The organism is Micromonospora sp. WMMD729 (genome assembly GCF_049315225.1).
Classification (GTDB): domain Bacteria; phylum Actinomycetota; class Actinomycetes; order Mycobacteriales; family Micromonosporaceae; genus Micromonospora.
On sequence record NZ_CP186059.1, the window covers coordinates 3,705,501 to 3,730,492 of the forward strand.

The following is a 24,992-nucleotide window of genomic DNA, read 5'->3' on the forward strand; positions in this document are numbered from 1 at the left end:
TGTCAAATCGCGTCCCTACGCTGGTGCCGGCCGCCGAATCCATCGGCCGGCACCACTCGGGGAGGTCGCACATGCAGGTCCAGCGTCTCGCACTCACCATGTCGATGGCGGCCGCAGCGGTCGCCGGCGCGCTGGTCGTCAGCGCGTCACCGGCCGCCGCGGCCGGCAGCGACGACCACTACGTGACCTACTGGGACAGCTACAAGAACTGCCAGGGCGGTCGCCTCGACTTCGTCGACTACGGCGAGGGCGCACCCGGCGGCGGCATGAACGACGACTACTTCGTGGTGCGCGACACCTGCGCCAACGGCGACGGAGTCCTGGGCCGGGTCTACCGCAACGGTGTCCTGATCGACATCAAGTACAACGGCGGCGGCTCCGGAAGTTCGATCATCTGGGACCCGGTGCAGGTCTACGCCAACGACGTGATCCGGATGGAGATCTGCGGGGCCAACGGTCCGGAGGACTACTCGGGCTACTCCTGCAACGACACCACCTTCCGCAGCATCGACGGCTGACGGAACTCCTCGTCGGCACCGGGCAGCCTGCCACGTCGTGCCGCCTTGACGTCCGGGCCGGGTCGCGGGGTGGTGGTGGAGTCTGACGCTATGGAGCTGATGTCGTCAACGCATCAGGCCCGCGGGACGCCGGGCGATTCGTTCGCGACATCAGCTCCACAGCGTCCATTCGATGGTGCCGGCCTGCGGGTCACGGGGCGATCCCACGTCCGCCTGCTACGACCGCCGGGCGAACTCGGCGACGAACGCCCGCCACGACGCCGGCCCGAAGACCAGGGCCGGCCCGTCCGGGTCCTTGGAGTCCCGCACACCGACGATGCCCGGCAGATTGTCCGCAACCTCGACGCAGTCGCCCCCGCTGGATCCACTGCGGGTGGACTTGCGCCACTTGGCGTCGGTCAGCTCCATGACGTCACCACTTCCTTCATCAGGTCGGTTGACTGCCGTCGAGGTAGGGCCTCGTTCCGTATGGTCTCCCACTTCGACAGAAGCGTAGCCACGTCATCGTCGCCACTGATGACCAGCCCGCCAAGTTGGTTCTCCAACTGGCCGACCCACTTACCGTCCGCACCCCGAGCCAGGATGAACGGACCGGTCAGCCCAGCGTGCATGCTCACGTCGCCCGGCACGATATGCACGCTGACGTTCGGGCGCTCCGCCATAACCGTCAAGTGCGTGATCTGCCCTGCCATGATTCCTCGAAAATCCTCGCCCGCACGCCGCAGTACCTCCTCCCCGATGACCGCAACAAATTGCGGTGCCTTTGGCTGTGTGAGGATCGATTGCCGGTGCAGCCGCGCGGCAAGCCGCTCATCGACCTCTTCCTCGCTGAGCGTGTCGTCGCAGCGAATGACCGCTCGTGCGTACTGCTCGGTCTGCAGTAGGCCCGGCACCAGGGACGGCTGCCATGACCGGAGCTGAGTCGCGACACGTTCAGCATCCAGCCACGGCAGGAACCAGGATGGCGCACCGAGCTTCGCGACCATGCGCTCGAACAGGCCGCCGTTCTTGAAGGCGCGGTCGGCACCCTTGATGAAGTCCATCGTCAGCGCCCGCGTCTCGCCCTCCACGGCGCTGACGTGCGAGGCGCTGAAGCCGGCGCCCCGGCCGAACGCCTCCTGCGTCATCCCCGACGCGCCTCGGGCGCGACGGATCTCGCCGACGATGAACGCGGCGAGCGAGTGCGGCAGATCGGCCATTCAAAGCTCCCCAAATCGGAAGATCGACTATTCACGCCGCTGCCCGGCGCGGATCGCTTCGCCAGCTCAACCCGGAGCGACGAAGCACCTTCCGAGCGTAGTGACCTCCACAGCAGAGTGTCACCAACGGCGCGGCCGGTGGAGGACCCGAGACCCGGCGGACGCGTTCGTACCGGGGCCGCCCTGCGGGCGAGCACTCACGGGGCGGCCCCTTCCCAACGTCCGCCAGGGGGATGACCGTGCCCATCGACCAGCCGCCGCAGGTGCGCTCCGGTGACCTGCTGCACCTGACCCGCACCGCGAGCCCGCAGTTCGCCCACCCCATCTCCGTCCGCGTGATCCGCGCCCGCACCGACCGTCCCACGTACCACGGTTGGTTGTGGATCGACGCCTACCAGCTCGGCCCGGTTGGCGACGCTGTCGTCCGCCGCAAGCTGTACCTGATGCCCGCCGGCGCGCGTCGGCTCACGTACCCACGCTCTACCCCACCGCCCTCTCCCGGCCCACGCCGCACCACCGCCTCACGCCCCACAACGCACGGCCACCGCACGGGGAGTGGTGGTTCTCGGCGTCCGGTGACGCGTGACCCGGTACGGGTCGGCTGATGCCCCGCCGCGCCCCCGACCATCAGCCGGTCCGCCCGACATGGCGCTGCGGCACCTGCGGAATCGCCTGGCCCTGCTCCCCGGCCAAGCTCCGCCTCCTCGCGACCTACCGGCTTGATCGACCGGCCCTGCTGGCCCACCTGGCGGCCCTTCAGAGGGAGGCCGCCGCCCACCTCGCCGCACTCAATCCGGACAATCCCCCCAGTGACCTCACCGGTCGCTTCACGACGTGGGCCGCAGCCCGCTAACCGGCCCTCCGCTCTGGCCCAATCTGCGCAGATCTTGGACAGTTTCCGTTAGCTGCTAACAGTTAGCTGCTAACGGAAACTGTCCAAGATCTCGCACGAACGCGGCGGGCGGCGGGCGGCGGGCGGCGGGCGGCGGGCGGCGGGCGGCGGGCGGCGGGCGGCGGGAGTGTCCAAGATCTGGTGGCGTTGCGTTGAAGCGGCCGCAAGAGTTCTCGGAATGTTGCCCGCCGATGACGCCGACGCACTCGACTGGCTCGCGTTCGAGCAGGCGGGCGTACTGACGACCGCGCAGCTCTCCGGGCTGCTCAGCGAGGGGACAGTCCGGGGCCGGATCCGCTCCGGGCACTGGCGGTCGATCTGTCGGGGCATCGTGCTGACCGGCAACGGCCGGCTGACTCAGGACCAGCAGTTGTGGGTCGCGGTGCTGGCGGCCGGGCCGGGGGCGGTCCTGGCCGGAGTGACCGCCGCCGCCGAGGCCGGGGTGCGGGGACTGCGCCGCGAACCCCTGCACGTCCTGGTGCCCGCCGACCGACGCGCCGCGCGGACCACCCTGCGTCGACTTCCGATCGACATGCCCGCGGTGCTGGTCCACCGCACGGCGGCGCTACCCGAGGCACATGTCCAGCTTGCCCGCCCGCCGCGCACCACGACGGCCCGCGCTCTCGTGGACGCGGCGGGTTGGGCCGCCAGTGTGGACGAGGCGCAGGGGTTGCTGGCGGCCGGTTGCCAGCAGCGTCGGGTGCTGCCCGAGGAACTGGCGGCCGTACTTGCCGTCCTGCCCCGGGCACCCCGTCGACGGATGATCCGGCAGACCGTCGACGACATCGCCGGCGGCGCGGAGGCGCTCTCCGAGATCGACTTCCTGCGACTGTGTCGGCGCTATCGGCTGCCCGCACCGGACCTCCAGGAGCATCGAGTCGACGCGGCGGGCCGCAATCGCTGGCTGGACGCGTACTGGCGGGAGTGGCGCGTGCAGGTCGAGATCGACGGCGCGCACCACATGGACGCCCGGCAGTGGGCGGCCGACATGCGCCGGCAGAACGACGTCTGGACCAGCGGTGACCGGATACTGCGCTTCCCCGCCTGGCTGGTCCGTGCCCGCCCCGACGAGGTCGCCGAGTCCGTTCGGCGGGCCCTCGTCGCCGCCGGGTGGACCCCGAACCCACGGGACGTCGGGGCAGAGCCGGCGCGGGCCGCACGGTCGCGAGGCGTCTGAAGCGCGACGCGTACACCCTGGGTTGTGGTCCGTTCGGGAGCGGACCGGAACGGCCGGTTGGTCCGGCCGGCCCGACAGGCCGGCCGGACCACAGCGTCAGCCCGCCGTGCAGACGGTGCCGTTCAGCCGGAACGCGGTCGGCAACACGTTCGGCCCGCTGTACGCGCCGACGAAGCCCGCGCTGACGGTGGCACCGGCGGCGATCTGCCGGTTGTCGTCGGTCGGGGTCACCCGCACGGCCGTGCCGACCTGCTCCCACGTCGCGCTCCACCCGCTGCTCACCTGCTGCCAGCCGGTGGGCCAGGTCCAGGTGAGCGTCCACCCGCTGATCGGACGGGCGCCGTTGTTGGTGATCTCGACGCCGCCGATGTAGCCGTTGCCCCAGTCGTTGGCGGTGCTGAACCGGACGGTGCACGCGCTGGTCGTCGGGCTGCCGGTGGCGAACGTCAGCGGCGGTGAGGCCCAGGACACCCGGCCGGCCGTGTCCCGGGCCAGCACGTTGACGGTGTACCGGCTGCCCGGCACCAGGTTGCCGACCGTGAACGAGGTGCCCGCCGTCTCGCCGAGCTGCTCGCTGACCGCGCCGTTCTGCCGGTACACCTCGTACTTGGCGATCGGGCTGGCACCGGCGGTGGCCGCCGGCCAGATGATCGTCGCGGTCCGGTCGGTGACGTCGCTCGCGGTGGGTTGGCCGGGCGCCGAGGGCCGCCCGGCGGTCGCGCCGGCTGGTCGCAGCACGAGCGTCGTCAACGAGTACGGCGGCAGCGTGCGGCTGGTCGCCGAGCCGGACCGGTCGGTGGCGATGCCCGTCGCGCCGTTGGTCAGGGTGTGCACGGTGGGCGCGGCGGCCGACGGCGTGAACCCGGCGTAGTCGATGGTGACCGGGTGCGCGTTGTCCGGGTCCTTGTTGAGCAGCAGCACGGCCACCTCGCCGTCGGCCCGCCGGACGGCGTGCGCGGTCACCAGCGGCTCGTCGCTGCCGGCGCGGACGAACTGGTCGCCGGTCCTCGCGAAGAGCTTCATCATGGTCAACGCGTGGTACGGCGCGAACGGCGTGTTCAGCGGCGGCTCACACGCCGAGCCGTCGGCGGTGCAGGTGCCGCTGGAGAGCAGGCCGAAGTCGTTGTAGTCGGTCTGGCCCGCCAACTCGCTCACCGTGCCGATGCCGTTGTGCACGTTCCACCACTGGGCGGTGAACGCCCCGTTCTCCAGCAACCCGCTGTACGCGTCGGCCAGGAACAGGGCTCCCGGCTGGGTGGTCCGACCGACGTCGACGTTCAGCTCGGTGAAGCTGATGCCGATCCGGTCGGCGTCCGGGCCCGCGTACCGGGTGAGCTGCTGCCGAAGCAGGTACGTCGCGTCGGGAAGCTGGTTGGTGCGGGCCAGCGACTCGGCGGCGGTGCCACCCGGATACCAGTGCACGTCCACGAAATCGATCTTCGAGCCGGCGAGGGAGAGCACGGTCTGGTTCCAGGGGCCCGGGTCGCCGCCGGCGGTGATCCCGTCCGGCCAGTTGCCCGGCATGGTCAGTACCGCTCCCACCTTGATGCTCGGGTCGACCGCCTTCATCGCGTCGGCGTACTCGACGACCAGCCGCGCGTACTGGCTGGCGCTCTTGTCCGGGTGGTCGTCCGCCTCCCACGCCGACCCGTAGAGCCCGTTGCCGTAGTTCTCGTTGCCGATCGTCCAGTACCGCGCGCCGTAGCCCTTGGTGACGTTGGCGTAGCGCACCCAGTCGGCGGCCTCCGCCGGGGTGCCCGTGCCGTAGTTCGCGATGATCATCGGTTGGGCGCCGACCCGCTTGACCGCCGTCATGAACGTGTCGAAGTCGGTGTTCGGCGCGACGTACCCGCCGGGTGCGGTGTGGTCCTTCCAGTGGTAGATGTCGGCGTACGAGCCGCCGGGATAGCGCATCATCTGCACACCGGCGTCGCGCAGCAGGTCCGACGTCCCGGCGGTACCCAGGTTCTGGTCCCAGATGGCGTGGTTGACGCCCAACGCGGTGTCGGACACGCTCGCCAACCCGGCGCGGACGTTGACGGTCACCGCGACGGCGTCGGGCTCAGGCTCGGCGGCCGCCAACGCTGTCGACGGCGGGATGCCGGTGAGCGCGCCGGTGGCGAGCAGCACGCCCGCCAGGAGCGCCGCACGGCGGTTCGGTTTGCGCATGGCTGGGTTTCCTTCGTGGCGAGAGACAGTACGTCACACGGCGAACGGCCCCGGCGTACCGTCGCTCCTGTCCCGTCCCCCACGACCGTGCTCCGGTCCCGGCTGCCCAGTGGACGGGTGTCGGCCCCGCGCGGCGGGTAATCGACGGCCAAGAATGTCACGGCGATTCCGGGCAGCTCAAGAGGACACCCCACCCGCCGGGACAAATGTCCTGGCCGACCGCGTACCGGTGACTCTGCCCGTGCCGCGCCCGCCTGGCTAGCGTGACGGCCATGGATGACACAGCGGTACGCCTCAGCGGTCTCACCCGCCGGTTCGGGCCGGTCCGCGCCGTCGACGGGCTCGACCTGACGATCGCCCGGGGCAGCACCGTCGCCCTGCTCGGCCCCAACGGCGCCGGCAAGAGCACCACGGTCTCGCTCATGCTGGGCCTGGACCGGCCGGACACCGGAACCGTGCGCCTTTTCGGTCGTACACCGGACGAGGCGGTCCGGGCCGGACGGGTCGGCGCGATGCTCCAGGACGCCGGCTGGGCGCCGAGCGCGACGATCCGGGAGGTCGTCGACCTGGCCCGGGCGCTGTACCCGCGCCCGCTCGACACCGACCGGATACTGGCGCTGGCCGGGCTGACCGAACGCGCCGGTCGCCGCCTCGACAAACTCTCCGGCGGCGAGGCGCAGCGCGCACGTTTCGCGTTCGCGCTGGCCGGCGACCCGGACCTGCTGGTCCTCGACGAACCCACCGCCGCGCTCGACGTCGCCGCCCGGCGGGCGTTCTGGGCGGCCATCGACAGGTACACCGCCGACGGGCACACCGTGCTGTTCAGCACCCACCACCTGCACGAGGCCGACGAGTTCGCCGACCGGGTCGTGGTGCTCGCCGCGGGACGGGTGGTAGCCGACGGGCCGCCCGCGCGGATCCGCGCGCTGGCCGGCGGCCGTACCGTCTCCTTCGACCTGGACGGCCGGCCGGTCGACGGCCTCGACGCGCTCCCCGGGGTCCGATCGGTGCAGGTCCGGGGCGATCGGGTCGCCCTCACCACCGACGATGCCGACGCCACCGTCCTCGCGCTCGCCGGCACGCGCGGCTTCCAGGGCCTGGAGGTCACCGCCGTCGCCCTGGAAGCCGCCTTCCTCACCCTCACCGCGACACCGACGGAGCACTGACATGCGCGCGTACCTGCGATTCGAACTGCGCCGACTGACCCGCGACCCGCGGCTGCTGCTGTTCACCGTCCTCACGCCGGTGGTCACGTACCTCATCTTCTCGGGCGTCGGCCCGGGCGGTGAGCGACTGGAGGGCGTCGACGCGGCGGTGGCCCTCATGGTCGGCCTGGCCGGCTACGGCGCGGTGGCCGGCGTGCTCTCGGTGGGCGCGTCGGTCTCCCAGGAGCGGGTCTCCGGTTGGCTGCGCCAGCTCCGCGTCACGCCGCTGCCCGCCTGGCGCGCGGTGACCGCGAAGGCGCTGGTCTGCACCCTCAGCGGGGTGCCGTCGGTGGTCGCGGTCGGCTGCGCCGGACGCATCCAGCACCACGTCGAGCTGGGCGCCGGCCGGTGGGCCGCGCTGCTGCTGCTGATGTGGGTCGGCACGGTGCCGTTCGCCCTGCTCGGGCTCGCCATCGGGTACGGTCTCGCCCCGCAGTTCGCCCAGCCGGTCAACTTCCTCGTCTTCCTCGGTCTGTCGGTGCTGGGTGGCCTGCTGGTGCCGGTGGCGTACTTCCCGGCCGTGCTGCGCCATCTGGCACACGCCCTGCCGACGTACCGGTTCGCCGAACTCGGTTGGCGGTCGGCCGCCGGGCTGGCGCCCACCCCGTCCGGGCTCGCCGTGCTCACCGGGTGGACGCTGGCGTTCACGGCGCTCGCGGTGTGGGCGTACCGGCGGTCCACCGTTCGCCGGTGACCCCCGATACGGTGTTCACCATGCCGTCGGGCACGACCGGCTTCAGCCGCAACCGTCGCGGCCTCTGGCTGGTCGCCGCGCACACCCTCTGGCTCTGGCTGCTGCTGACGCCGGCCGCCGCGATCGCACACGGGCAGGTGCGCCCCGCCGCACCGGCGGCGGCGGGACTTGTCGTCTTCGCCCTGTTCTATCTCGCCCTGGTGGCCGTACCCGTGGCGGACCTGGCCGTCCGACCAACGGTGCACCACGGCGGGCTCGTGGTGTTCGCGCTGCTCGGGACCGGACTCGCTGTCGCGTACGGCGGCGGGCCGGAGGGCTGGCTGGTCCTCTTCCTGTACGTCGCCACGGTCGGTGCGGTCGCCTTCGTCCGCCCGGCCTGGGGGTTCGGGTGGGTCGGCGGATCAGTCGCCGCCATCGTGGTGATCGGTACGGCGCATCGGCTGCCGGCTGCCGACACCGCCCAGATGGCGCTGATCACCCTGCTCGGGGGCACGCTGACGTTGGCGTTCGCCCGCATGGCGCGGCTGGTGGAGGAGTTGCGGCGTACCCAGCGGGAGCTGGCCCGCACGGCCGTGGAGCAGGAACGGCTGCGTTTCGCGCGCGACCTGCACGACCTGCTGGGTCATACGCTGTCCCTGGTGGTGGTCAAGGCGGAGGTGGTGCGGCGGCTCGCGCCGACGGACCCGCAGCGGGTCGTCACCGAGGCGACGGACATCGAACGGATCGGTCGTACCGCGCTCGCCGAGGTGCGCGAGGCGGTCACCGGCTACCGGGAGCGCAGTTTCGCCCGGGAACTCGACAGCGTCCGTGCGGCCCTGGCCGACGTCGGGATAGCCGTCACCGTCCAGGGCGTGGACCGTCCGCTCGGGGTGGAGGCCGACGACGCGTTCGGTTGGGTCCTGCGGGAGGGAGTGACGAACGTCGTGCGGCACAGCCGGGCATCCCGCTGCGACATCGAGATCGCCTCCGACGTCGGCGAGACGGTGCTGACCATCCGCGACGACGGGGTGGGTGGCCGACCGCAGCTCGGCAACGGCCTGCGCGGCCTCGCCGAGCGGCTGGCGCAGGCCGGCGGGACGCTGCACGTCGGCCCGACCCGCGACGGAGGGCTGCTGCTCACCGCCCGACTACCCCACCCGCCCGCCGGGCGGTGGACGTCGTGATCCGACTCCTGCTCGCCGAGGACCAGGGCATGATGCGCGGCGCGCTGGCCCTGCTGTTGAACCTCGAACCCGACATCGAGGTCGTGGCCGAGGCCGCGACCGGCGCGCAGGCCACGCGGGAGGCCCTTCGGGTACGCCCCGACGTGGCGCTGCTGGACATCGAGATGCCCGACGGCAGCGGCCTCGACACCGCCGCCGCGCTGCGCGACCGGTTACCGTCCTGCCGGGTGCTGATCCTGACCACCTTCGGACGGCCCGGCTACCTGCGCCGGGCCATGGAGGCCGGCGCCCACGGCTTCCTCGTCAAGGACGGGCCGGTGCAGGAGTTGGCGGTGGCCGTGCGACGGGTGCTCGCCGGTGAGCGGGTGATCGACCCGACGCTGGCCGCCGCCGCCCTCGCGGCCGGCCCGAACCCGCTCACCGACCGGGAGCGCCAGGTGCTCGCCGCCGCCGTGAACGGCGCCACCGTCGCCGACATGGCCGCCGCGCTGCACCTGTCCGAGAGCACCGTGCGCAACTACCTGTCCGCCGCCATCGGCAAGACCGCCACCCGCAACCGCATCGAGGCGGCCCGCACCGCCCGCGCCAACGGCTGGCTCTGAACAAATCGAGCGCGTGCGCCTCTGGACAACACGCAGCAGCTGCAGGCAGCACAGGATCGGGAGACAAACCAGTACCATGCGTCCATGAGCTCAGAGGCGGTTGGCAGGTTCATGCCCTCTGTCGTCACGCTCGACGACCTCACCGCGATGATGGCTGCGGACGAGAACCACCGGTATGAAATCAGCCCCGAAGGAGTGGTCTCGATCATGCCGCCGCCGGGATATGCCCACGCGATCATCGCGACCCGGCTCATGCTCTGGCTCGCGCAGGGCGGGGTACCGGCGGAGCGCATCGCCCAAGCCGTCGGCCTGCGCATCCCCGGCCGAGACGGCGGGATCGGCGGGCGTATCCCGGACCTGGTCGTGTGGAGCAAGGCGCAGGCGGACGGCGTCTGGCTCCCCGTCGCGGACGTGCTCCTCGTGGTTGAGATCGTGTCGCCGGGTTCCGAGGGTGTCGACACAGTGACGAAACGCATCGAATACGCTACCGCGGGCATTCCCCAATACTGGGTGGTCGATCAGGACTCGACCCAGACCGTCACGATGCATCGCCTTGACGGTGAGCAGTATGCGGCTCGGGCGAGCATGCCGCTCGCCTGGGTCGTGAATACCTCGCCGGAGGAACACGACCTCGGCTGAGCCCGGCCCAGCCCTCACGCGACCGTAATCGTCTCGCCCCGCGCCGCTCATCGCTGCCGGCGCGACCCGAACAGCGGCTGACTGTCGGGAAAGGCAGCGGTCAGCGGGGTGGTCGGGCGCTGTCGCGGACGACGAGTTCGGTGGCGAGCTCGATGCGCGGGCTCTCGGTCTTCTCGCCCCCGGCGAGCCGCAGGACCGTCCGGGCGGCCAGCATGCCCATCTCCGCGAGCGGTTGACGGACCGTGGTCAGGGGCGGGGAGCACCAACGGACCTCGGGCAGGTCGTCGAAACCGATCACGCTGACGTCGTCGGGCACCCGCAGGCCACGTTTGCGGACCGCCTCGTAGACGCCGAGGGCCATCTGGTCGCTGGAGGCGAAGATGGCGGTCGGGGGGTCCGGCAGGGACAGCAGTTGCGTACCCGAGGTGAAGCCGGACTCGTGGTAGAAGTTTCCGGGCCGGATGAGGGCGTCGTCGACGGCGATGCCGGCGGCTCCCAACGCCGCGCGGTAGCCGTCCATCCGGGCCCGGCTGCACATCAGGTGCGGTGGGCCGGCGATGAAGCCGATCCGGCGGTGACCGAGGCCGATCAGGTACTGGTTGGCGCTCAGGCTGCCCGCCCAGTTGGTCGCGCCGATGGTGGGTGACTCCTGCGGGTCGACGCCGGCGGGGTCGATGATGACCACGGGCAGGTGCAGCCGGCGCAGCTCCGCCTGTAGTGGCGGGTTCACCATCGAGGTCACGAAGATGACGCCCTCGGTGGATCGCGTCCGCATGTTGTCGAGCCACTGCTTGGCCGAGGAGATGCGCCAGTGGATGGCGGAGACGACGGTGCCGACACCGTTGGCGCGGGCGACGTCCTCCACCCCGCGGATGATCTCCACCGCCCACGGGCTGTCCAGGTCGTTGAAGACCAGGTCGATCAACGCGGCCTCGGTCCGCCGGGCCTGGGTGCGCCGGCGGTAGCCGTGCTGGTTGAGCAGGGCCTCGACGCGCTCCCGGGTCTCGGGAGCGACGTCGGTGCGGCCGTTGATGACCCGCGAGACCGTGGGCACGGAGACACCGGCCAGTCGCGCGATCATCGCGATGGTGACGTTTCGGCCGTTGTCGGAGCCCACGGTCCGCTCCTTTGTCTGGCGGGGCGTTTCAGGTCGGTCGGCGATCCGGTGTTCTCACCCCTTGACGCTGCCGGTCAGGCCGCCGATCAGTTGACGTTCGGCCACGGCGTAGAAGCCCAGTGCGGGAAGCATGGACAGGACGACGTAGGCGAGCACCCGGGCGGTGTCGTCGGCGTACTGCCCCTGGAACGCCTGGACCCCGACGGGCAGGGTCCACCAGCTCTGATCGCTGAAGACGACCAGCGGGAGCATGAAGTTGTTCCAGCTGGTGACGACGGCCAGGACCGAGACGGTGGCCAGCGCGGGGCGGGCCATCGGCAGCAGCACCCGCCAGAAGAACCCGAAGGAGCTGCACCCGTCCAGGACGGCGGCCTCCTCCACCTCGCCGGGGATGGTCCGGAAGAACTGACGCAGGATGATGATGGTGATCGGCAGCCCGAAGGCGGCCTGGGGCAGGATGACGCCGAGCGGGTTGTCCAGCAGCCCGATGGCGCGCAGCAGGACGAACAGCGGCAGGATCGCCACCGCGAACGGGAACATCAGGCCGATCGCGAACAGGGTCACCAGGAACTCGCGGCCCCGGAAGGCGTACCGGGCGAAGACGAACGCGGCCATCGCCGCCGCGGCGACGACGATGAACGTGCTGCTGACCGCGATGAGCAGGCTGTTGCCGAGCTGCCGCCAGAACACCCCGGAGGCGAAGAGATCGGTGTAGTTCGACGGCACCCAGGGGTCGGGCAGACCCAGCGGGTTGGTCGACAGCTGGCCGTTGTCCTTGAAGCCACCGATCACACCGAACCAGACCGGCACGACGATGAGCGCGCCGACGACGATGCAGACGAGGTGCAGCACGACGCTGCGAGTCCGCTGGGCGCTACTGGTCGTGGCGCTCATCGCTGGCCTCCCTGGTTGGTGATCGCGCCCGCGGTGTCCCGACGCAGGACGATGCGCTGGTAGAACAGGGCGAAAACGAGGCTCAGCAGGAACATGACCATGCTGATCGCGCTGGCGTAGCCGACCTCGAACCGGCGGAAGCCGAACTGGTACATGGTGACGGCCATCGTCTCCGAGGAGTGGATCGGACCGCCGCCGGTGAGCACCCAGACCATGTCGAACAGTTGGATGGTGCCGATGACCGACAGGAAGATGCTGATCCGGATCGTCGGTCCGAGCAGCGGCAGGGTGACGTGGCGGAACGCCTGCCAGGCGGTGGCGCCGTCGGTGACCGCGGCCTCGGACAGCTCCTTCGGGATGCCCTGTCGGGCGGCCAGGAAGAGCATCATGTAGAGGCCGAAGTACTTCCAGGACACCACCAGGAAGACCGCGAACAGCACGGTGGACGGGTCGGCGAAGACCGCGCCCGCCTCCGCTCCGAGGAACGTGGAGACCGACTCGCCCAGGCCCCGGTTGGGTGAGAACACCAGGGTGAACAGGACGGCCGTGGTGACCTCGGAGAGCACGTACGGGGCGAAGAAGATCAGCCGGTAGACGGCTCGGCCCCGCAGCGGCTGGTTGAGCAGCATGGCCAGGGCCAGCGCGGCGGGCAGCTGCACGGTCAGCGACAGCAGCACCAGCACCAGCCCGCGCCACAGGTCACCGCGGAAGGTCGGGTCTGCGAAGGCGCGGGTGTAGTTGTCCAGCCCGATGAAGTTCTCCGGCAGCCCGAAGCCGTTCCACTTGTACAGACTGGCGTAACCGGCCACCAGGATGGGCGTGATGACCAGCAGCAGGAACAGCGTCAGGGCGGGCGTCAGGAAGACGGCAAGGACGCCACCCCGCCCCGGCCGGGGCTGGCGGCCGCGCCGTCGCGCGGTGCCCGGCCCCGGTGCCGGCGGATCTGTCGCCGTGTCGCCGCGTCCTGGGTACGACACGGTCGATGGCCTGGTCATGCCTGCTCCACTCGGTATCTATCGCCGGCTACGGATGGGTACGGGGTCACGATCAGACGGTCTTTGCCACCTGCGTGATGTCCTTGAGGATCGCCGCAGGCGCCTTCTTGCCGGCGATGATCTCGGCGACGCTGTCGTTGATCTGCTGCCCGAGCGCGGGCGCGTACGCCTGGTCGAGGTAGAGCTGGAAGCCGGTGTTCTTCGCCAGGGTCTCCGCGACGACCTTGTTGTTCGGGTCGCTGATGGCGTCGGTGGCGTCCTTCACCGTGGGCAGTACCGCGCCGGTCTTCGCGGACCGCCGCTGGTTGTCCACGCTGAGCAGGAACTTCAGGAAGTCGATGGTCGCGGCCGGGGCGTCCTTGCCGACGGCGAAGCCGTTGCCGCCGCCGAAGACCTCGGTGGCGCTGCCCTTACCGCCGTCCACGGCGGGGAACGGGAAGAAGCCGAGCTTGTCGCCGATGCCCTTCTTGCTGGTCGAGCTGGATGCCTGCACCGCCGGCGCCCACTGGCCCATCAGCTCCATGGCCGCACCGCCGTTGCCCATGGTGGCGGCCTGCCCGTCCGGGGAACCGTACTCGGCGCCGAGGAAGCCCTTCTGGAAGGGTTGCAGGTCGACGAGCTCCTTGAGCCGCTCACCCGCGGCCACGAGGTCGGGAGTGTCGAAGTTCTTGTCGTCGACGGCCTTCTGCAGCGCGCCGACGCCGCCGATCCGCATCGCCAGGTACGACCAGTAGAAGTGGGCCGGCCACTTGTCCTTGCCGGCGATGGCGACCGGGGTGATGCCGGCGGTCTTGAGCTTGCGGACCGCGTCGAGCAGGGCGGCCCAGGTGGCGGGCGGCTCGGTGATGCCGGCGCGGGTGAAGAGGTCCTTGTTGTACCAGAAGCCGACCATGCCGATGTCGAACGGGATGCCGTAGATCTTCCCGTCGATCGTGTACGGCCCCATGGCGGCCGGCAGGATGCCGCTGACCAGGTCCTTCACGTCGTCGGTGAGGTCCTTGACCAGACCCGCGTCGACCTGCTGCTTGAGCACGCCGCCGCCCCAGGACTGGAACAGGTCCGGCGGGTCGCCGGCCTGCGTGGCGGTGGTGAGCTTGGCCTTGAACGCCTCGTTCTCCAGCGGCTGGATGGTGAACGTGACGTTGCTGTGCGCGGTCTTGTACTCGTTGGCCATCGCGGCCCAGACCGGCAGCATCGGCTCGGTGTTCTGGATGTGCCACCAGTTGATCGTCTGCGGCGAGTTCGGGTCGCTGGACTTGTCGTCGCCGCTGCAGGCGCTGAGCAGGTAGGCGCCGGCGCCGGCGCCGGCGATGCCGAGCAGCGATCGGCGGGAAAGGTGCGCTGTCATGATCCATCCCTTCGGGGACTCACGGTTTGCTCGGACGCCGGCCGAGCCGGCAAGGGTTCGAACCTGGATCTCCGGAACTTTCATTGCTTCGTCGGTATTACCGATCGATGGCCGGGACGCTACGAGCAGTTCCCCCAGCGGTCAAGACCCCTGTCCTATCGCGATAAGACCGGCTACCGTACGAGGGGCTTCCAGTGATCTGGTTCCCGCAAGTTTCCGGAAGTTTCACAGCCGCACCGCACAGAGGAGCCCTCGTGTCGACCGACACCGCTGACGTGGCGACCGCTGCCTGGTCGATCCGCAACCCCGTCCTCGCCGGGTTCCACCCGGATCCGTCGATCCTGCGCGTCGGCGATGACTTCTACCTGGCCACCTCGACCTTCGAGTGGTATCCCGGGGTACGCGTGCACCACTCGCGCGACCTGGTGAACTGGCGCCCACTGGGTGGGATCATCACCGACCGCCGCCTGCTGGACCTGCGCGGCTGCGGCGACTCCAACGGCGTGTGGGCGCCCGACCTGACGTACCACGACGGCGAGTTCCACCTCGTCTACAGCGACGTGGCCAGCTTCGCCAGCGGCTACTGGGACCCGCAGAACTTCCTGATCACCGCGCCCGACATCGCCGGCCCCTGGTCGGATCCGGTGAAGTTGCACGGGCGCGGCTTCGACGCCGCCCTGTTCCACGACGACGACGGCACCAGTTGGCTGCTGAGCATGAGCGCGGACTGGCGTCCCGGCCGGGACCGCTTCGGCGGCATCGAGATCCAGCAGTACGACCGGACGGCGCGTCGGCTCGTCGGCCGGCCGCGCATCCTGTTCACCGGCACGCCGGTCGGGGTGACCGAGGGGCCGCACCTGTACCGCCACGACGGCTGGTACTGGCTGATCACCGCCGAGGGCGGCACGAGCTGGGAACACCAGGTCACCGTGGCGCGCTCACGGGATCTGTTCGGCCCGTACGAGGTGGACCCGAACGGACCACTGCTCACCTCGGTGGGCCGACCCGACCTGCGCCTGCAGAAGGCGGGGCACGGCAGCCTGGTCCAGACCCCCGACGGCGGGTGGTACCTGGCCCACCTGGTCGGTCGCCCCTACTCACCGCTGGGCAACTGCGTGCTCGGGCGCGAGACCGCGATCCAGCGGGTCGAGTGGCCGGACGGTGGTTGGCCCCGCATCCCGGGCGGGGTTCCGGCCGAGGAGGTCGTCGCGCCGGACCTGTCGCCGCACCCGTGGCCCGAGGAGCCGGCCACCGACGACTTCGACGCCGCCGAGTTGGCATCCTGCTGGTCGACGTTGCGCCGACCGGCCACCGCGGACTGGGTCGACCTGCACTCCCGCCCCTCGCACCTGCGTATCCACGGTGGACAGTCGCCGGTGGGCCGGCAGGCGCCGAGCCTGGTCGCGCGGCGGGTCGGGGCGACCCACTGCTCGCTGGAGACGGTCGTCGAGTTCGACCCGATCGACCACCGGCAGCTCGCCGGCATCACGGCGTACTACAACACCCTGAACTGGCACCACCTCTACCTGACCCGCGCCGACGACGGGCGCACGGTGCTGGAGCTGCTCAGTTCCGACAACGGCCGGCGCACGCCGTACCCGGAGCTGACCGTCGACGCCAGCGGTGTCACCCGGGTCGGTCTGCGGGCGGTGTTCGACGGGCCCGTGGTGCGCTTCGACTACGACCTGGGGTCCGGCTGGCAGCGCCTGCCCGTCGACCTGGACGCGACCATCCTGTCCGACGAGCACGCCGCGCTGATCATCGACGGGGAGCCGGCGGCGTGGGGCTTCACCGGGTCCTTCCTCGGGCTGTGGGTGCAGGATCTCGGCGGCGACGGGGTGTACGCCGACTTCGACCGGGCCACCTACCGGGAACACTGAGCAGGCGGCAGCCTCACGGCCGCTGGGCGACCGCGCGCAACTGGCCGAGGGTGGTGCGGAAACCGTGACCCGACGCCGTCGCGTCCTCGGTACGCAGGCCGGTGACGGCCATCGCCTGCGAGCGGGTGGACGCGACGGCGTCGTCGCCGGATCCGGTCACGTCGAAGACACCGAAGTCGCCGCTGAGCGTCCGGTACGTCGGCGTCGCCGCCCCCGCGTCCTGGGACAGGTAGAGGACCACGGGCTGACCCGCCTCGATGGTCGACATGTTCGCCATGTCGGCCACCCCGGCATCGAGGCGGGCGAGCGTGATCGACGCTCCGGGGCGTACCCCGGAATCGGTCCCGGCCCGCAGCACCTCGTCGACCCGGAAGCCGGCGGTGCCGACCTCGCCGCGTACCACCAGGTCCGCGGCCTCGGTGAGCTGCTGCACCGTGCCGTACCCGCGCAGCTTTCCCCGCGCCGGCGCGGGCGGCGGCGTCGTCGCCACCGCGCCGCTGGTGGCGGGCGCGGGGGCCGGCTCGGCGGAGTCGGCGGTCCCGCAGGCCGACAGCGCCACCACGGCGAGCACGGCAGCCCACCAGGGCAGGGTACGGCGGAGATCGACGGCCATGGCGGGGCTCCTCGCGGGTTCGTGGCGCTGCTGGCGCCCATCGGTCTGCGCGCTCCGGGCACCGTCGGGGCCCGCGCGCCGGCTGACGATAGCGACCGACGCGGACGGGCGCGCATCGGCCGGATGAACAAATGATCTTCATCTCCGCCGGGTCGGGTCGCCCGGTCATGTCGGCTCGCTTGCCAACCCGTCCAGCTGACGGAGCGCCCGCCGGGTCGCGTCCTGGTCGGCGGCCAGCAGCGGCAGTCGTACCGCCGGGGTCGGGATGCGCCCTCGCGCGTGCAGCACCGCCTTGATGACGGCCGGGTTGGGGCCGGCGAACAGCGCCGCTGACAGGCCCGCGAGTCGATGACCGAGCGACCGTGCGCGAGCCACGTCGCCCGCGTGCCAGTGGCTGACCAACCGGACGAACTCCGCCGCCGCGACCTGGGCCGAGGCCGCGATGGCCCCGTGCGCGCCGAGAGCGAGCAGCGGCGAGAGGAGCGGATCCTCACCACCGAGTACGGCGAAGCCGGGCGGGATGTCGGCGAGGAGATCGATCGTGTCCGCGTCGATCCCACCCGTGGCGTACTTGACGCCGACGACGCCGGGCACCTCGGCGAGCCGGCGGAGATCGTCGGCGTGGAGCTGCTGCCCGGTCCGGTACGGGACGTGGTAGACGACCAGTGGGACCGGGCTGGCCCGGGCGAGGTGGGCGAAGTGGGCGAGCACCCCCGCGGGGCCCGGACGGAGGAACGGGGGTACCAGGCTCAGGGCCGCCGTCACCTCGGGCCGGTCCCCCAGCGCGCGTAACGCCGCGACGCTGTTGGCGCCGACGAGCAGGCGCGCGCCGCGCGCTCGGCAGACCTCGGCCACGACGTCGAGGACCACGCTCTGCTCCTCGTCGCTGAGGGCGGCCGGCTCGCCCGTCGTTCCCAGCGCGACCAGACCGGCCGCACCGGCGTCCAGGGTGTCGACGGCCAGCGCGGTCAGCGCGTCGGTGGCGACGGCTCCGGTGCCGTCGAACGGGGTGATCAGGGGCACGTACAGGCCGGTCAGGGTCATGCCTCCACTCTCGGTGGACCGGACCGGACAGGTCCAGTTCCGATTGCTGGGGCAATACCTAAGCTGAACTGATGCTTGACGTCCGTCGCCTCGTCCTGCTGCGGGACCTGGCCCGTCTCGGCACCATCGCCTCGGTCGCCCAGGCACACGCGTACACGCCGTCCGCCGTCTCGCAGCAACTGGCCGCGCTGCAACGGGAGGCCGGCACCCGGCTGTTGGAGCGCTCCGGCCGCCGGGTCAGCCTCACGGCGGCAGCCCACGCCCTCGTGCGACACACCGAGGTCATCCTGGCCGCGCTGGAAGCCGCCGACGCGACCCTCGCGGCCGCCCGAACGGGGCTGCGCGGGAGCGTACGCATCGGCGCCTTCCCCAGCGCCGTCCGCACCCTGCTCCCGGCGGCGCTGGTCACCCTGGCCCGTGACCATCCCGCGCTCGATCTGATGATCACCGAGTTGGATCCGGTCGACATGCCGACCGCCCTCCGGAGCCGGCAGCTCGACGTCGCGCTGCTGCACGACTACGACATCACGCCGGTCCCGCCCGATCCGGCGCTGGACTCGGTCGCACTGCTGGAGGAGACGGTCCACCTCGCCGTACCCCCGGGGGTCGTGTCGGACGGCGGCGGCGCCGATCCGGTCGGCGCGGCGCGCGACGCGCCGTGGATCGTCGGCACTCCCGGGACGCTCTGTCACTCGGTGGCCCTGCACGTCTGCCGGGTGGCGGGTTTCGCGCCGGCGGTGCGGCACCACGTCGACGACTTCACCGCCACGCTCGCCCTGGTCGCCGCCGGCGAGGGCGTCGCCCTCGTTCCTCAACTCGCCGTTCCCCGGCCCGGCCCGCAGGTTCGGCTGCTCCCGCTGGCCATTCGCCGCCGTACGCGGGTCGCCTACCGCAGAGGGGCGGGCGAGCACCCCGCGGTGCTCGCGTGCGTCTCCGCGCTCCAGGGTGCCGCCACCACAATGCCCGGTTGAGCCCGATTGACAGGTGATCGACATACTGCTATCTGTTAATACAGTTTCCTGTTATTCGGGTTGCCCCGGCGCCCTCCCCCACGCCGGGCACCCGACCGGTCGGCGGCATGCCGCCCCTTTCCCCCGAGGAACACCATGGTGCGCAAGAGAACAGCCGCCTACGCCGTGGGCACCCTGCTGATCGGCGTCGCGGCGGTCGGCTACGGCCTGCCGTCGGCCAGTGCCGCGACCGCCGGCCCGATCACCGGCCTGGCCGGCAAGTGCGTCGACGTGGCCGGCGCCAGCTCGGCCAACGGCACGGCGGTGCAGCTCTACGACTGCAACGGCACGGCGGCCCAGACCTGGACGGTGGGCAACAGCGACAACTCGATCCGCGCGCTCGGCAAGTGCCTCGACGTCACCGCCGCGTCGACCGCCAACGGCGCCAAGATCCAGCTGTACGACTGCAACAACACCGGCGCCCAGAAGTGGACCGCCGGCAGCGGGGGCGCCCTGGTCAACACCGCCTCCGGCAAGTGCCTCGACGTGACCGACCGGAGCACCGCGAACGGCGCACGGCTACAGATCTGGACCTGCGGCGGCACCACCAACCAGCAGTGGACCCTGCCCGGCGGCAGCACCCCCACCCCCACGCCGACCACCAGCGGCTCCACCGGCACCAACCTGGACGACCCGGCGAAGAAGGACGTCGCCATGCAACTCGTCTCGGCGGCCGAGAACTCCTCGCTCGACTGGCGCGCCCAGTTCTCCTACATCGAGGACATCGGCGACGGTCGCGGCTACACCGCCGGCATCATCGGCTTCTGCTCCGGCACCGGCGACATGCTCGAACTCGTCCAGGCGTACACGAACACCAAGCCCGGCAACGTACTGTCCGGCTACCTGCCGGCGCTGCGCGCCGTCAACGGCACCGCGTCGCACGCGGGCCTCGACCCCAACTTCCCCCGCGACTGGCGTACCGCCGCCAACGACTCGGTGTTCCGGGCCGCGCAGGAGGCCGAGCGGGACCGGGTCTACTTCAACCCGTCGGTCCGCGACGGCAAGAACGACGGGGTACGGGCACTCGGCCAGTTCGCCTACTACGACGCGGCGGTCATGCACGGGTACGAGGGCATGCGTCAGATCCGCAGCCGCGCCCTCACCCGGGCGAAGCCCCCGGCACAGGGTGGCGACGAGCGGACCTGGCTCAACGCGTTCCTGGACGAGCGGGTCATCGAGATGAAGAAGGAGGAGGCCCACTCGGACACCTCCCGCGTCGACACGGCCCAGCGGGTGTTCCTGAACAACGGCAACTTCAACCTGAACACGCCGCTGGTCTTCGCCGTCTACGGCGAGCAGTTCCGCATCGGCTGATAATCAGGTGACGCCTCGCGCCGCCATCCACGCCTCGGAGGGGCACGGGTGGCGGCGCGACCACGTCCAGGCCGTCGACCGCATCAGGATGCGCTGGCACCCACACGACGGACCGGGCATTCAATCGATCATGATGACTGAAAGTGTCGTACAGGTGTTCTAGTCTCGGGTCGTGGTGGAGGAGCTGGCGCAGGTGGACGAGGCGGTTGACGCCTGCCTCGACGCGACCGCCTGGAGCCGCACCGAGCAGGAGCTGATCGCCGCGCTCGATGCCACGCATCGCCTCGCACAACGCCTCGCCGCGCTCCAGCTGACCCTCGTCCGCGAGCTCGACGGTCGCGGCACGGCTCGTGCTCAGGGCGCGTCCAGCACCGCCGTCTGGCTCCGCGAACGCCTGCGCCTCACGATTCCTGCCGCGCGACGGCTCGTCGACCTCGCCGCCGCCCTCGACGACGGCCGCAACGACGGGGCACGGCAGGCACTGGCCCACGGTGCCATCACCGCCGATCAGGCACGCGTCATCACCGACACCGTGACCACTGTGCACTCCGCCGCCGGTGCCGAGGTCGCCGACAAAGCCGCCAGCGTGCTCGTCGACTGGGCCGGCCAGTTCGACCCCAACCTGTTGCGCAGGATGAGCACCCGCATCCTTGACCACGTCGCACCGGACATCGCCGACGCCGCCGCGAAGGCCGCGCTGGACGCCGCCGCCCGCCGAGCCGACCACGACCGGCACCTGACGGTGTCCGAGCAGACCGACGGGCGGCTGCGACTCACCGGCACCCTCGACGCCGAGACCGCCGGCCTGCTCCGCGCCGCCATCGACCCGCTCAGCGGGCCCGCCGGCCCGGACGACACCCGTACACCGGGCCAACGCCGCCACGACGCTCTCGCCGACGTCTGCCGACTCGCCCTACGCACCGGCGACCTACCGGCGAACGGCGGCGAGCCCGCCCAGATCGTCGTCACCGCTGGCTACGACTCCCTGAGTCAGCAGCTCGGCGCCGGCACGCTTGACACCGGCCTCGCCCTGACCCCGCAGACGGTGCGTCGGCTCGCCTGCGACGCCGCCATCCTCCCCGCCGTTCTCGGCGGCAACGGCCAGCCCCTCGATGTCGGCCGGCAGCGCCGCCTCATCACCGGTCCCCTGCGACGCGCGCTCGTGCTGCGTGACCGTGGCTGCGCCTTCCCGGGCTGCGACAGGCCGCCCCGCTGGTGCGACGCCCACCATATCCGTCACTGGGTCGACGGCGGGTCCACGAGCCTCACCAATGGCGTCCTGCTCTGCGGCTACCACCATCGCCGGGTGCACGAGGGAGAGTGGACGGTCCGGCTCGGCAAGGACGGCCACCCGATGTTCGTCCCGCCGGCCTGGCTGGACCCTACCCAGATTCCCCGCCGTAACCACTACCACCGACGCTGCTGAAGCCTGTTCCATAGAGGCGGGCCGAGCGGCATGCTCAGCGACGCCAGTGCTGGCGGGGCGCCAGTCCTTCGCGTCGCAGCCAGTGCTCCGTGTAGACGATCCGATCAGCCTCGACGACCACCAGGGTGTCCTCGGGAGGCTCGGACAGCGGTCGCCCCCGCTCGGCGTGCTCGTTCTCCCATCGGAACGCCTCCCAGTAATGCGCACGGTCCGGGTGCCCCGGGTCAATGACCCGGGCAGTTCCGAACACCTGGGCCCCTCGGCTACTGGCCAGCCCGACCAGGGGCGCGAAGATCCCGACGGACACTCGTGGATCGGCAGCGATGTTGCGCATCTTGGGCGAACGCGGCGCGGCCGTGAACAGCACTGCGAAGCCGAGCGGGTAGTACCGCACCGGCGTGGCCAGCGGGCCGTCCGGACCCGTGGTGGCGAGCACGCACATGTTCTGCGACGACAGCAGGTGGAGAATGCGCTCTTCGAGCCGTTCACGAGGGAGCCGCCCAGCCGGCGTGGGCCCGGCCAGCCAGGGATTGGTCAACGGCACGCGGGAACCTTATCGCGCGACTTGACCTGAAGTTCGGATGAGGTCCTAGCCTCCGACATCGGAGGTAGGAATGAGCATGGAAGTTACCGCGTGGACGTCCCTGCGCCACGCGATGAACGCGCGGGACGAGCGACCGCTGTCCCGCGCCACCCTGAAGCGGATCGGGCGGTTCGCCCGACCGCACCGCGCGATGATCGTCAGATTTCTGCTGTTGAGTGTGGTGACGGCCGTGCTCACGGTGGCGTCGCCGATTCTCGCCGGTCGGGTGGTCGACGCGATCGTGGACGGCGCCGACGGCGGCGTCGTGGTCCGGTTGGCCGTCCTGATCGCCGTGATCGCCCTCGCCGAAGCGGGCCTGGGCCTGGTCACGCGATTTCTCTCCGCCAGCATCGGTGAGGGGCTGATCGTCCAACTGCGGACGGCCGTCTTCGACCACGTGCAACGGATGCCGGTGGCGTTCTTCACCAGGACCCGGACGGGTGCCCTGGTCAGCCGCCTGAACAACGACGTGATCGGCGCGCAGCGGGCGTTCAGCGACACCCTGTCCAGTGTGGTCGGCAACGCCGTCACCCTGATGTTGACGTTGGCGGTGATGCTCAGCTTCTCGTGGCAGATCACGCTGTTGGCGCTCGTCCTGCTGCCGATCTTCGTGCTACCGGCCCGCCGGATGGGGTCCCGGCTCGCCCGCCTGCAGCGCGAGGCGGCCGATCACAACGCCGCCATGAGCACCCGCATGACCGAACGGTTCTCGGCGCCCGGCGCCACCCTGGTCAAGCTGTACGGACGGCCGGCCGAGGAGTCCGCCGAGTTCGCCGCCCGCGCCCGGCGGGTACGGGACATCGGCGTCCGTACGGCGATGCTCCAGTGGGTCTTCATCACCGCGCTCACCGTGGTCGGCTCGCTGGCGCTGGCCCTGGTCTACGGGCTGGGCGGCCTGTACGCCCTGCGGGGCAGCCTCGACGCCGGGACGGTGGTCGCCCTCGCGCTGCTCCTGTCGCGCCTCTACGCGCCGCTGACCTCGCTGGCCAGCGCCCGGGTCGAGGTGATGAGCGCGCTGGTGAGCTTCGAGCGGGTCTTCGAGATCCTCGACCTCCGGCCGCTGATCGTCGACAAGCCCGACGCCCGGCCCCTCCCCGACGGGCCGGTCGCGGTCGAGTTCGACGGGGTACGGTTCGGCTACCCGTCGGCCGACCGGGTGTCCCTCGCGTCTCTCGAGGACGTGGTGAAGCTCGACCCGCGCGGCGGCGAGGACGTGCTGCACGGGGTGTCGTTCCGTGCCGAGGCGGGCCAGTTGGTCGCCCTCGTCGGCTCCTCCGGGGCGGGCAAGTCGACGATCGCACAGTTGGTGCCCCGCCTGTACGACGTCGACGACGGGGCCGTGAAGCTCGGCGACGTCGACGTCCGCGACCTGTCGGCGGAGTCGATCCGGACGGCGTTGGGTGTGGTGACCCAGGACGGGCACCTCTTCCACGAGAGCATCCGCGCCAACCTGGCGTTCGCCCGGCCCGACGCCACCGAGGACGAGATGTGGGACGCGCTCCGGCGGGCCAGACTCGACGACCTGATCCGCGCGCTCCCCGACGGGCTCGACACGATCGTCGGTGAGCGCGGGTACCGGCTGTCGGGCGGGGAACGGCAACGGCTGACCATCGCACGGCTGCTGCTCGCCAAGCCGCGCGTGGTCATCCTCGACGAGGCCACCGCGCACCTCGACTCCACCTCGGAGGCGGCGGTCCAGGACGCCCTCGCCGAGGCCCTGACCGGCCGCACGAGCGTGGTCATCGCGCACCGGCTCTCCACCATCCGGGCGGCCGACCAGATCCTCGTCGTGGAGAACGGCAGGATCGTCGAACGCGGCCGGCACGGCGACCTGCTCGCGGCCGGCGGTCGCTACCACGAGCTGTACCGCACGCAGTTCGCCCAGGAGCAACCGACGGTCCCCGAACAACGCGTGCCGATCTAGGACGGAACCAGCGTCACGAACCGCGCCACGCCCAGCAACGCCACGCCGCCCACCCCGGTCGATCCCGGGGCGGGCGGCGAACTGCGACGGTCAGTCGTCGTCGTCCGTGTCGTCGTCCTTGTCATCGCCGTCGTCGTCGGCGTCGACCGGCTCCTGCTCGGCCTTGACCACCGAGCCGTTCTCCCGGTCGACGTCCACCTCGTGCTCGGTGTCGCCGGAGACGATCTCGACGCTCCAGACCGGACGGCCGTGCTCCTGCTCGGCCTCGACCTCCACGATCTGGCCGCCGCCAGCCTTGGCGAGCGCGATCTCGCCGGCTCGCCTCTCGTCGACAGCGGCGCCGGCCGGCGCGCCGCCCGCGGACGGGGCGCTACTCGTCGGCGTACCCGATGGAGTGCCGGTCGACGACGGATCGCCGGTCGCCGGCGCGGCGGTGGCGCTGTCGTCCGTCGGCGCGACGGTCGCCGCGGCGAGCGTCGTGTCGGTACGCGAGTCGTTCGCGGCGGTGACGCCGAGCGCGACCCCGGCAACCGCCAGCACCGCCGCCCCGCCGGCCGACGCCAGGAGGAGATTGGTCCGCTTCATG

Annotated in this window: 24 protein-coding genes; 13 read left to right on the forward strand and 11 right to left on the reverse strand. The window is 71.2% G+C overall.

All coding sequences use genetic code 11. The annotated features are described in order from the left end of the window. The first annotated feature begins 71 nt into the window (after positions 1 to 71). Positions 72 to 518: a hypothetical protein gene (locus ACN263_RS17060; protein ID WP_422735309.1), complete on the forward strand. Its 447-nt coding sequence runs from the start codon at positions 72 to 74 to the stop codon at positions 516 to 518. 216 nt (positions 519 to 734) lie between these two features. Here ACN263_RS17060 and ACN263_RS17065 read toward each other — a convergent pair whose 3' ends face one another. After that, positions 735 to 926, reverse strand: a complete 192-nt coding sequence (locus tag ACN263_RS17065) for a DUF397 domain-containing protein (protein ID WP_422735310.1) — start codon at positions 924 to 926, stop codon at positions 735 to 737. Further along, positions 917 to 1,717 (reverse strand): helix-turn-helix domain-containing protein, encoded by an 801-nt coding sequence (locus ACN263_RS17070; protein WP_422735311.1) that lies wholly within the window; start codon positions 1,715 to 1,717, stop codon positions 917 to 919. Before ACN263_RS17070 ends, ACN263_RS17065 begins: the two co-directional genes overlap by 10 nt. Before the next feature lie 239 nt (positions 1,718 to 1,956). Here ACN263_RS17070 and ACN263_RS17075 point away from each other — a divergent pair, with 239 nt between their 5' ends. Both ACN263_RS17075 and ACN263_RS17080 read left to right on the forward strand, forming a co-directional pair. Continuing rightward, positions 1,957 to 2,322: a hypothetical protein gene (locus ACN263_RS17075; protein ID WP_422735312.1), complete on the forward strand. Its 366-nt coding sequence runs from the start codon at positions 1,957 to 1,959 to the stop codon at positions 2,320 to 2,322. A 465-nt stretch (positions 2,323 to 2,787) separates the two neighbouring features. Beyond that, positions 2,788 to 3,786, forward strand: a complete 999-nt coding sequence (locus ACN263_RS17080; protein ID WP_422735313.1) for an endonuclease domain-containing protein — start codon at positions 2,788 to 2,790, stop codon at positions 3,784 to 3,786. Positions 3,787 to 3,882: 96 nt separating this feature from the next. On the opposite strand, the gene ACN263_RS17085 is transcribed toward ACN263_RS17080, so the two are convergent. Then, entirely contained in the window at positions 3,883 to 5,955 is a 2,073-nt protein-coding gene (locus ACN263_RS17085; protein ID WP_422735314.1) for a cellulose binding domain-containing protein, read from the reverse strand. Positions 5,956 to 6,227: 272 nt separating this feature from the next. Here ACN263_RS17085 and ACN263_RS17090 point away from each other — a divergent pair, with 272 nt between their 5' ends. The 5 genes from ACN263_RS17090 (at position 6,228) to ACN263_RS17110 (ending at position 10,258) form a co-directional block, all read left to right on the forward strand. Next, entirely contained in the window at positions 6,228 to 7,121 is an 894-nt protein-coding gene (locus ACN263_RS17090; RefSeq protein ID WP_422735315.1) for an ABC transporter ATP-binding protein, read from the forward strand. Position 7,122: 1 nt separating this feature from the next. After that, a complete protein-coding gene (locus ACN263_RS17095; RefSeq protein ID WP_422735316.1) occupies positions 7,123 to 7,854 on the forward strand; it encodes an ABC transporter permease in 732 nt (243 codons plus the stop codon). Beyond that, the gene (locus tag ACN263_RS17100) at positions 7,851 to 9,017 is read left to right on the forward strand and encodes a sensor histidine kinase (RefSeq protein WP_422735317.1); all 1,167 of its coding nucleotides are present in this window, start codon (positions 7,851 to 7,853) and stop codon (positions 9,015 to 9,017) included. The genes ACN263_RS17095 and ACN263_RS17100 overlap by 4 nt, the downstream gene beginning before the upstream one ends. Further along, positions 9,014 to 9,619, forward strand: coding sequence for a response regulator transcription factor (locus ACN263_RS17105; RefSeq protein WP_422735318.1), 606 nt, complete (start codon positions 9,014 to 9,016; stop codon positions 9,617 to 9,619). Before ACN263_RS17100 ends, ACN263_RS17105 begins: the two co-directional genes overlap by 4 nt. Before the next feature lie 84 nt (positions 9,620 to 9,703). Continuing rightward, positions 9,704 to 10,258: a Uma2 family endonuclease gene (locus ACN263_RS17110; protein WP_422735319.1), complete on the forward strand. Its 555-nt coding sequence runs from the start codon at positions 9,704 to 9,706 to the stop codon at positions 10,256 to 10,258. A 100-nt stretch (positions 10,259 to 10,358) separates the two neighbouring features. On the opposite strand, the gene ACN263_RS17115 is transcribed toward ACN263_RS17110, so the two are convergent. The 4 genes from ACN263_RS17115 to ACN263_RS17130 form a co-directional block, all read right to left on the reverse strand. Then, the gene (locus ACN263_RS17115) at positions 10,359 to 11,339 is read right to left on the reverse strand and encodes a LacI family DNA-binding transcriptional regulator (protein WP_422740729.1); all 981 of its coding nucleotides are present in this window, start codon (positions 11,337 to 11,339) and stop codon (positions 10,359 to 10,361) included. A gap of 90 nt (positions 11,340 to 11,429) precedes the next feature. After that, positions 11,430 to 12,269 carry a carbohydrate ABC transporter permease gene (locus tag ACN263_RS17120; protein WP_422735320.1) on the reverse strand — a complete coding sequence of 280 codons (840 nt, stop codon included), beginning with the start codon at positions 12,267 to 12,269 and terminating at the stop codon, positions 11,430 to 11,432. After that, positions 12,266 to 13,264: a carbohydrate ABC transporter permease gene (locus ACN263_RS17125; RefSeq protein ID WP_422735321.1), complete on the reverse strand. Its 999-nt coding sequence runs from the start codon at positions 13,262 to 13,264 to the stop codon at positions 12,266 to 12,268. The genes ACN263_RS17120 and ACN263_RS17125 overlap by 4 nt, the downstream gene beginning before the upstream one ends. 52 nt (positions 13,265 to 13,316) lie before the next feature. Continuing rightward, positions 13,317 to 14,612, reverse strand: coding sequence for an extracellular solute-binding protein (locus ACN263_RS17130; protein ID WP_422735322.1), 1,296 nt, complete (start codon positions 14,610 to 14,612; stop codon positions 13,317 to 13,319). A gap of 254 nt (positions 14,613 to 14,866) precedes the next feature. On the opposite strand from ACN263_RS17130, the gene ACN263_RS17135 reads away from it, so the two are divergent. Further along, positions 14,867 to 16,492, forward strand: coding sequence for a glycoside hydrolase family 43 protein (locus tag ACN263_RS17135; protein ID WP_422735323.1), 1,626 nt, complete (start codon positions 14,867 to 14,869; stop codon positions 16,490 to 16,492). Between the two features lie 13 nt (positions 16,493 to 16,505). Here ACN263_RS17135 and ACN263_RS17140 read toward each other — a convergent pair whose 3' ends face one another. Beyond that, entirely contained in the window at positions 16,506 to 17,105 is a 600-nt protein-coding gene (locus ACN263_RS17140) for a hypothetical protein (RefSeq protein ID WP_422735324.1), read from the reverse strand. Between the two features lie 165 nt (positions 17,106 to 17,270). Then, positions 17,271 to 18,149: a dihydrodipicolinate synthase family protein gene (locus ACN263_RS17145; protein WP_422735325.1), complete on the reverse strand. Its 879-nt coding sequence runs from the start codon at positions 18,147 to 18,149 to the stop codon at positions 17,271 to 17,273. Positions 18,150 to 18,220: 71 nt separating this feature from the next. On the opposite strand from ACN263_RS17145, the gene ACN263_RS17150 reads away from it, so the two are divergent. From ACN263_RS17150 to ACN263_RS17160, 3 genes are all read left to right on the forward strand, one after another. Further along, positions 18,221 to 19,120, forward strand: coding sequence for a LysR family transcriptional regulator (locus ACN263_RS17150; RefSeq protein ID WP_422735326.1), 900 nt, complete (start codon positions 18,221 to 18,223; stop codon positions 19,118 to 19,120). Positions 19,121 to 19,255: 135 nt separating this feature from the next. Continuing rightward, complete coding sequence (locus ACN263_RS17155) at positions 19,256 to 20,473, forward strand: chitosanase (RefSeq protein ID WP_422735327.1); 1,218 nt, start codon at positions 19,256 to 19,258, stop codon at positions 20,471 to 20,473. A 172-nt stretch (positions 20,474 to 20,645) separates the two neighbouring features. Next, positions 20,646 to 21,899, forward strand: a complete 1,254-nt coding sequence (locus ACN263_RS17160) for a DUF222 domain-containing protein (RefSeq protein WP_422735328.1) — start codon at positions 20,646 to 20,648, stop codon at positions 21,897 to 21,899. A gap of 34 nt (positions 21,900 to 21,933) precedes the next feature. On the opposite strand, the gene ACN263_RS17165 is transcribed toward ACN263_RS17160, so the two are convergent. After that, positions 21,934 to 22,443, reverse strand: coding sequence for a pyridoxamine 5'-phosphate oxidase family protein (locus ACN263_RS17165; protein WP_422735329.1), 510 nt, complete (start codon positions 22,441 to 22,443; stop codon positions 21,934 to 21,936). Between the two features lie 70 nt (positions 22,444 to 22,513). Between ACN263_RS17165 and ACN263_RS17170 the strand changes: the two genes are divergently transcribed. Further along, positions 22,514 to 24,406, forward strand: a complete 1,893-nt coding sequence (locus ACN263_RS17170; RefSeq protein ID WP_422735330.1) for an ABC transporter ATP-binding protein — start codon at positions 22,514 to 22,516, stop codon at positions 24,404 to 24,406. 90 nt (positions 24,407 to 24,496) lie between these two features. Here ACN263_RS17170 and ACN263_RS17175 read toward each other — a convergent pair whose 3' ends face one another. Continuing rightward, positions 24,497 to 24,991 (reverse strand): PepSY domain-containing protein, encoded by a 495-nt coding sequence (locus ACN263_RS17175; RefSeq protein WP_422735331.1) that lies wholly within the window; start codon positions 24,989 to 24,991, stop codon positions 24,497 to 24,499. Between the last annotated feature and the right edge of the window lies 1 nt (position 24,992).